The sequence below is a fragment of the Pseudaeromonas pectinilytica genome, assembly GCF_054780855.1.
Genome location: NZ_BAAGVN010000060.1, coordinates 1 through 7,178 on the forward strand (window position 1 = coordinate 1; position 7,178 = coordinate 7,178).

A 7,178-nucleotide genomic window follows, 5' to 3' on the forward strand; every position below is an offset into this window, starting at 1 on the left:
TGTTATTGAGTGATCGGCATGGATGTTATTACGTGATCGGCATGAATGTTATTGAGCGATCGCCATGCGTGGGAATATGCAGCTGGCTGACTGACTAACCCCCGAATACTCAGGAGATGACCATGACGATTCCCTTTCAAGTGGAAGGCCAACTGCTGCCTGTCAGCCCATGGCTGAAATCCCAACTGGCCGAGATGGTAAGCCAGCAACGCATCAACTTAGAGCCGCTAACGGCACTTACCTTTCGCTTCAATGACCCGAACTATTCGGCCACCCAAGGCGGCTATCACCCGGTGGAAATCAGGCTGGTACGCGGCCTCAACGGCTGGCTGTTCGATACCATCACCGACTTTAGCTACCAAGGCTATGGTGACTGGGCCGAGCTCGACAAGGAGCTGGATTTTGATTTTCTAAGCCCCGAGTTCACCCACATCTATCTGGGGGTACTGGAGCACGATGACGCCATCGAGCTGTACCAGCAATGGGAGAACAACTTCTGGCTCTACTGCCAGATGAACGCATTCAGCACAGGCCTGAGCTGTACCTAACCGCATCACGACAACGCCACCTTCAGCACTGACGCCGGAGGTAGCGTTTTCTATGGAGAACTCACCATGAGCCACAACAAATTCAAAGCCGGAGAAACCCAAGGCACCTATGTCCTCACCGAGCCCGCCACTGTCGAGGAGATATTGGCGATGGCAAACCGCTTGGCTCGCGCTCGCGTCACCAAGGGCAAAGCCCTGACCTCACCGAGTCTTACCTACAGTTGCCTACAGACCCTGCTGCAGGGCTATGAGCGGGAGGTATTCGCCATCCTGTTTTTGGATAGCCAACACCGCGTCATCAAGTTCGAAGAGTTATTCCAAGGCACGCTGGATGCGGCGTCCGTCTATCCGCGTGAAGTAGTCAAGGCGGCACTAGCCTGCAACGCGGCGGCCGTGATCCTGGCACACAACCATCCATCCGGCTTGCCGGAACCGAGTCGAGCTGACCGCACTCTTACCGAGACACTCCGAGCGGCACTGTCCACCGTCGAGATCCGCGTGCTGGATCATCTGGTGATCGGCACCGAAGGCAGAGTATCCATGGCGGAGAGAGGGTGGTTGTAACGATTGAGGTATAAGGCCAGCGCATGATGTTCGTGAAACGCCCTGTGTTGGTTCGCCCTTCAGCCATTAGACAAATCCTTGCGACACAGATTGTCGCAGCCAGCCCCTATGATTACCCCAGTGCGATTCGTACGAATCGCCTTCCGACGTAGAGTCAAAATTATCAAGGAAGTATAACGATGAAAAAGAGAGCCACGTTGCTTTACCCATTGCTTACCACACTGTTACTCACAGCCTGTGGCGGCGGTGGCGGTTCTGGCGGCAGCGAGAAACCAACTGAACCTACCCGTGCGGCTGGTCTGTATATGACCGCAATCAACAACCCGGTGAGCCTCACTGTGAAGAGTGTGGCCAGTAGCAACCGTATGGCACTGAAAGCCGCTAAGGCCGAGATTGTGAACCCCGAAGACGGTGAGCAGATCGACCCGAGTGTTGGTCTGTACGCCACGGACGAGGGTGGTAAGGAGTTTAAGATCCACTTCGAGCTGACGGATGACACCGGGGTGACTACTGGTTATGACGAAAAGGTTGAGCCGAAGTCGGCTATCCAGGTCTCCCCTGATACCGTGTATCTGGAACTCTGGGTCAAGACCAATACCAACGGCTCTGTCGAAACCCGTCAGTACCTGACTCAGTTTACTACCGGGAAGATGATCGAAGTGCAGCGCCTAGCTCTGGGTGACTCGTTCTTGAATAACGCGTTCAAGTACGTGCTCCCGGCCAATAGCCTACACAACGGTACCGGCTACCCGATTGTTATGCTGAATGATCACAAGTGGCACAGTCTGGACGCGGATTGGGAAACCCTGGTCGTTGCCAAAGAACTGGTCAGTAACTATGTGAGTCAGCCGAGAAGAATTTCCCCGCTTATTCGCACCTTCCCTAGTGCCTATGTTTATCAAAACGCTATCCAACAAGTTGAGTCTCAAAAAAGAAATTCTTACCCTAACCAACGAACAAAGTATGAAGGCGATCTAGAATCTTGAAATTATCATCCACGAACGACGAGTAGAGATGCTGGCATCGGCGCCGCCAGCATCTTCAAAAACGTTCAGTAATGCCAAGTACATTTATATCGATAAAGATGGACAAGAAAAAACGTGGTCCGGTCGAGGAAGAACACCCGATGTCATTCGCGAGGCCATGGAAACTTATGGCTTACGTCTGGATGCATTTCTCATTATTCCGGCAAAAATTAATCCCAGATAAACGCGCACTTTTCTGTAAAGAGCCTTATTTAATCTCCTAAAATCAAACACCCAGCTTGAACTGGTTAGCCGCATTTTGCAGATTACGAGCAAGGCTGGTCAGGTATTTACTGCTACTTGCAACCTGCTCAGCATCTACCCGTGACTTTCTAGTTAGATTATCAATGTTTTCCAGATTCTGGCTCATCTCATTGGCAACCGCAGATTGTTGTTCAGCTGCTGTAGCTATCTGACCATTCATCCCGTTAAGGTGATTCACCGATCCGGCTATGCGCCGTAGCGCCTCTTCAGTGTGAGCAATCTCTTCCGTAGCACCATTGGCCATATCTCGGCTGTGCTGCATAACCTCTACCGCATGGGTAACTTCGAGACTCAGCTTTTCTATCATGGAACGAATTTCACCCGTGGCCTGCTGGGTTCGCCCTGCCAGACTTCTAACCTCATCAGCCACCACAGCAAAACCTCGACCCTGTTCACCAGCGCGAGCAGCCTCTATTGCAGCATTGAGCGCAAGCAGATTAGTCTGTTCAGCAATACTACTGATGACATCCGTGATAGTGCTGATTTGCTGGCTATGGGTCGCTACGTTGGCCACTACTTCGCCGGTTCGTTTTACTTCGGAGGCTAATGTACCAATCACGTTTTTAGCCTGAGTAGCGACAACCAAGCCACTGCTGGTTATATCAAGCGCGGATTGGGCTTCCCGGGCTGCAGAATCAGTATTATTAGCCACTTCCCGTACCGTGGCGCTCATCTCTTGCATAGCTGTTGCAACCTGAGTTGTCTCACCTTGCTGGGCATACATCGAAGCCAGCGTATTTTCACTGGCAGCGGCCAATTGCTCAGCTGAGGCAGATAAGATAGTACTGGCTTCTCCAACCCGGCCAAAAATGGCAAGCAAGCGGGATTGAAGCATTCGTGTTGCTAGCAGAAGTTGGCCGGTTTCATCAGCATTACTCTTGGGTAGCTGATCGGTGAGATCGCCATTGGCAATGTTGGTCATATATCGAGCACAGTCTCGTAACGGGTGACTGATACCCAACTGCATAAAAATGAGTACACCAATAGCGGCAAACAAATTGAGAAGAAGCAAGCCAGAGAACAATGCATTGGGTTGTACACCCGTCTGGAAGTAATCTGCTATTTGGGTCAATAGCAAGATGACAGAGGTGAGCACAGCAATGCCTCCGACAACCCCCACTTTAGAGCTGATAGACCAATCTTTCCAACTACGGTTATGGGGGATCTTCAAGGAAGCATCATCCCGCATTTTAGCATAGAGGCTTTCAGCCTCGGCTATCTGCTCACGGCTGGGTTTGCTACGCACCGATTGATAACCGATGGTCTTGCCGTTCTGCACAATCGGCATCACATAGGCATCCACCCAATAGTGATCCCCATTTTTACAACGGTTTTTGACGAGGGCTCGCCACGTATTGCCGGACTTGACCGTTTGCCAGAGGTCCTCGTAAGCAGCCGGAGGCATATCAGGGTGGCGCACGATATTGTGTGGACTGCCGACCAGCTCCTTCTCAGTAAACCCGCTGATCTGAACAAAATCATGATTGATGAAGGTAATGTTGCCCTGTAAATCGGTGGTTGAGATAATGCGGATATTGGGACTGTAATCAATTTCTCGTTGGGTCACAGGCTGATTCTTGCGCATACAGACAAACTCCTTGCTAGCCACAGTCGGGGAATATAAGCCTCTCACATTAAGGTAGTAACACTATCAGTTGTTTTCACATAAAGGTGTATAAAAATGAGAGGTATGCTTGGGAAGGTGCGAACAAGTCCCTGATATGAGGTCATGTTTGTCATCTGGAGCCATGAAGCAGGGTTCATCATGAGCCATCAACTCACCTTCGCCGACAGTGAATTCAGCAGTAAGCGCCGTCAGACCAGAAAAGAGATTTTCTTGTCCCGCATGGATCAGATTCTGCCATGGCAAAACATGGTGGAAGTCATCGAGCCGTTTTATCCCAAGGCTGGTAATGGCCGGCGGCCTTATCCGCTGGAAACCATGCTGCGCATTCACTGCATGCAGCATTGGTACAACCTGAGCGATGGCGCGATGGAAGATGCTCTGTACGAAATCGCCTCCATGCGTCTGTTTGCCCGGTTATCCCTGGATTGCGCCTTGCCGGACCGCACCACCATCATGAATTTCCGCCACCTGCTGGAGCAGCATCAACTGGCCCGCCAATTGTTCAAGACCATCAATCGCTGGCTGGCCGAAGCAGGCGTCATGATGACCCAAGGCACCTTGGTCGATGCCACCATCATTGAGGCACCCAGCTCGACCAAGAACAAAGAGCAGCAACGCGATCCGGAGATGCATCAGACCAAGAAAGGCAATCAGTGGCACTTTGGCATGAAGGCCCACATTGGTGTCGATGCCAAGAGTGGCCTGACCCACAGTCTGGTCACCACAGCGGCCAATGTGCATGACCTCAACCAGTTGGGTAACCTGCTGCACGGTAAGGAGCAATTTGTCTCAGCCGATGCCGGCTACCAAGGAGCGCCACAGCGCGAGGAGCTGACCGAGGTGGATGTGGACTGGCTGATCGCCGAGCGACCCGGCAAGGTAAGAACCTTGAAACAGCATCCACGCAAGAACAAAACAGCCATCAACATCGAATACATGAAGGCCAGCATCCGTGCCAAGGTGGAGCACCCGTTTCGCATCATCAAGCGGCAGTTCGGCTTCGTGAAAGCCAGATACAAGGGGCTGCTGAAAAACGATAACCAACTAGCGATGTTATTCACCCTGGCCAACCTGTTTCGGGTGGACCAGATGATACGTCAGTGGGAGAGATCTCACTAAAAACTGGGAATAACGCCTTAAATGGCGAAGAAACGGTCTAAATGGGCTGATTCAAGGCATTTACGGGAGAAAAAACGGCTCAAACAGGAAAAAATGAAATGACTGAGTCAGCCGAGAAGAATTTCCCCGCTTATTCGCACCTTCCCTAGTTGGACTGTAAAGATTATCCGTGATCTTGGGTTTGATATATCTGATGGAAATTACTCCAGCAAGTATCCTCGTTCGGATGAATTTACGTTAATTGGGATTCCATTTATTCGTGCGAACAATATTAAAGGGCTTACTGTCGTTGACTCTGATATGCGATTCATATCAGAGAAAAAACATAATGAGATCACCAAAGGGCATTTAAAAAAAGGTGATGTACTCATTACCAATAGAGGTGAGATTGGCAACATCGCTATTGTTCCAGATTGGCATGTCGGTTCAAATATAAATGCGCAGATTGTTAGAGTTAATTCAACTGGAACTGTGGTTGTCTCTAGCTATTTAGCCTATTACTTACAGCGGGATAACGTAAAACAGTTGCTGTTGGATCTGCAGACAGGAAGTGCATTGAAGCAGCTCCCCATAAATAGATTGGTTAACTTACCAAACAACTCGGAGCATTATTCTAATGAAGAATTCGTCAATTTTAAACTCTTCACGAAACCATTTCATTGAAGTTGGCATTGACTATATTTTACCACTCGATTTCTTCCAGAGTTTTTAGCCGAATAGAGGGCTTCATCGGCGAGACTAAGAACATCCTGCAATCGGTAAACGTCTGGCGTTGAGGCGGCCACCCCAATACTAACCGTCACAGATATTTTTTTATGGGTGATAAATATGTCACTGATTTCTTTTCTAATGCGCTCAGACCAGGCATAGGCCCGTTCTAAATCACAATCGGTCAATACCACCACGAATTCCTCACCACCATACCTTGCCACTATATCTCTGCAGCGGGCCTGTTTTTTTATGACATGAGCGATTTCACGTAAGACGATATCACCGACAGGATGTCCATACCGATCATTAACTGATTTAAAATGATCGATGTCAATCATGGCCAGACTCGATATTTTTCCAGTAAGATGGTTAGTTATCTCTAATGTTTTACTGAGCTCAAACAGCGCATATCGATTATATATTTCAGTCAGGGAATCATGTGTGGCATGGGTATACAGCCGCTGCTGTAACCATTGGGACGAAATCAACATGATACTGGATGCAGTCCATATCAATGACATCCCAGGTGCGACCATTAGAACAAAACCACTGATGGAGTTATCAAACAGACTAATATGCCCATCTAACTGATGGATAGCGATAACTCGAAATAAAGTGATCGCCATAGTAAAAGATAAGGTGAACACACAAAGCAATCGGCCAGTTTCTATTGCACGCCGCCCCTTCAATGCCTGAATGATTGTCATAAAAATCAGACATAGCATAAAAGTGAAGACGATTTGACTCCTGACAATGATGCTACTTGAATTGGACAGAGTTAACCAAATTAAAATAATAGAAGCGCTGACTGGAATGACAAAGATCCATCTATCATATTTGGTGGAACTTCTTGTGTATTGCCGAAACCCAAGCCATAACAGCGCATATGAAAGAAGTAATAACCCATTTCCTAATCCAACGCTCAGCCATAATGGGATACACCAACGCAGCCATAAAAATAGCAGGCCAAGTGTTGATGATGCTAAACCAAAAATCCAGAGCCAAAATCCAGGACAAACAGGTCGAACCCGACAACTAAAGCCAAGCGCGATTGACAACGAAACACCAATCAATACGTCCATGAACAGCAAGGTTTGAATGTCAAATGCTTGAATCACTATGGGGGCCCTTATTTTGATTTTAAGCTCTAACCATAACCGACGGCAGGTGCTTTGCCAAATAGGATGCGTCACATTTACGACCAATAGAGTGCAGTCATTTCTGGTGGTGCTTGCCAGGGGCGCTGTTCCCTTTACGTGTTGGGGCAATCTATACTTGCAGTAAGTTCGCTGGACTGAGGTGCCCGCTATGGATACCAAC

General features: G+C 48.9%; 8 protein-coding genes. 6 read left to right on the forward strand and 2 right to left on the reverse strand.

Annotated elements, in window-relative coordinates; genetic code table 11:
- Nucleotides 1-122 precede the first annotated feature (122 nt).
- The 4 genes from ACYVG7_RS04650 to ACYVG7_RS04665 all read left to right on the forward strand — a co-directional run bounded on the left by ACYVG7_RS04650 (nt 123) and on the right by ACYVG7_RS04665 (nt 2,321).
- On the forward strand, nt 123-548 hold the full coding sequence (locus ACYVG7_RS04650) for a DUF2787 family protein (RefSeq protein ID WP_460882061.1): 426 nt from the start codon (nt 123-125) through the stop codon (nt 546-548).
- A gap of 66 nt (nt 549-614) precedes the next feature.
- Nucleotides 615-1,112: a RadC family protein gene (gene radC / locus ACYVG7_RS04655; RefSeq protein ID WP_460882062.1), complete on the forward strand. Its 498-nt coding sequence runs from the start codon at nt 615-617 to the stop codon at nt 1,110-1,112.
- A gap of 179 nt (nt 1,113-1,291) precedes the next feature.
- Nucleotides 1,292-2,098 (forward strand): hypothetical protein, encoded by an 807-nt coding sequence (locus ACYVG7_RS04660; RefSeq protein WP_460882063.1) that lies wholly within the window; start codon nt 1,292-1,294, stop codon nt 2,096-2,098.
- Between the two features lie 28 nt (nt 2,099-2,126).
- Nucleotides 2,127-2,321, forward strand: coding sequence for an H-NS family nucleoid-associated regulatory protein (locus tag ACYVG7_RS04665; RefSeq protein WP_460882064.1), 195 nt, complete (start codon nt 2,127-2,129; stop codon nt 2,319-2,321).
- 42 nt (nt 2,322-2,363) lie between these two features.
- On the opposite strand, the gene ACYVG7_RS04670 is transcribed toward ACYVG7_RS04665, so the two are convergent.
- Entirely contained in the window at nt 2,364-3,986 is a 1,623-nt protein-coding gene (locus ACYVG7_RS04670; protein WP_460882065.1) for a methyl-accepting chemotaxis protein, read from the reverse strand.
- A 180-nt stretch (nt 3,987-4,166) separates the two neighbouring features.
- On the opposite strand from ACYVG7_RS04670, the gene ACYVG7_RS04675 reads away from it, so the two are divergent.
- Together ACYVG7_RS04675 and ACYVG7_RS04680 are read left to right on the forward strand one after the other, a co-directional pair.
- Entirely contained in the window at nt 4,167-5,147 is a 981-nt protein-coding gene (locus tag ACYVG7_RS04675; protein WP_460882066.1) for an IS5 family transposase, read from the forward strand.
- A 246-nt stretch (nt 5,148-5,393) separates the two neighbouring features.
- Nucleotides 5,394-5,810, forward strand: coding sequence for a restriction endonuclease subunit S domain-containing protein (locus ACYVG7_RS04680; protein ID WP_460882068.1), 417 nt, complete (start codon nt 5,394-5,396; stop codon nt 5,808-5,810).
- Here the strand turns inward: ACYVG7_RS04680 and ACYVG7_RS04685 are convergent.
- Nucleotides 5,804-7,178: GGDEF domain-containing protein (locus ACYVG7_RS04685; RefSeq protein ID WP_460882067.1), on the reverse strand; the 1,375-nt coding region annotated here is incomplete at its 5' end. The genes ACYVG7_RS04680 and ACYVG7_RS04685 overlap by 7 nt on opposite strands.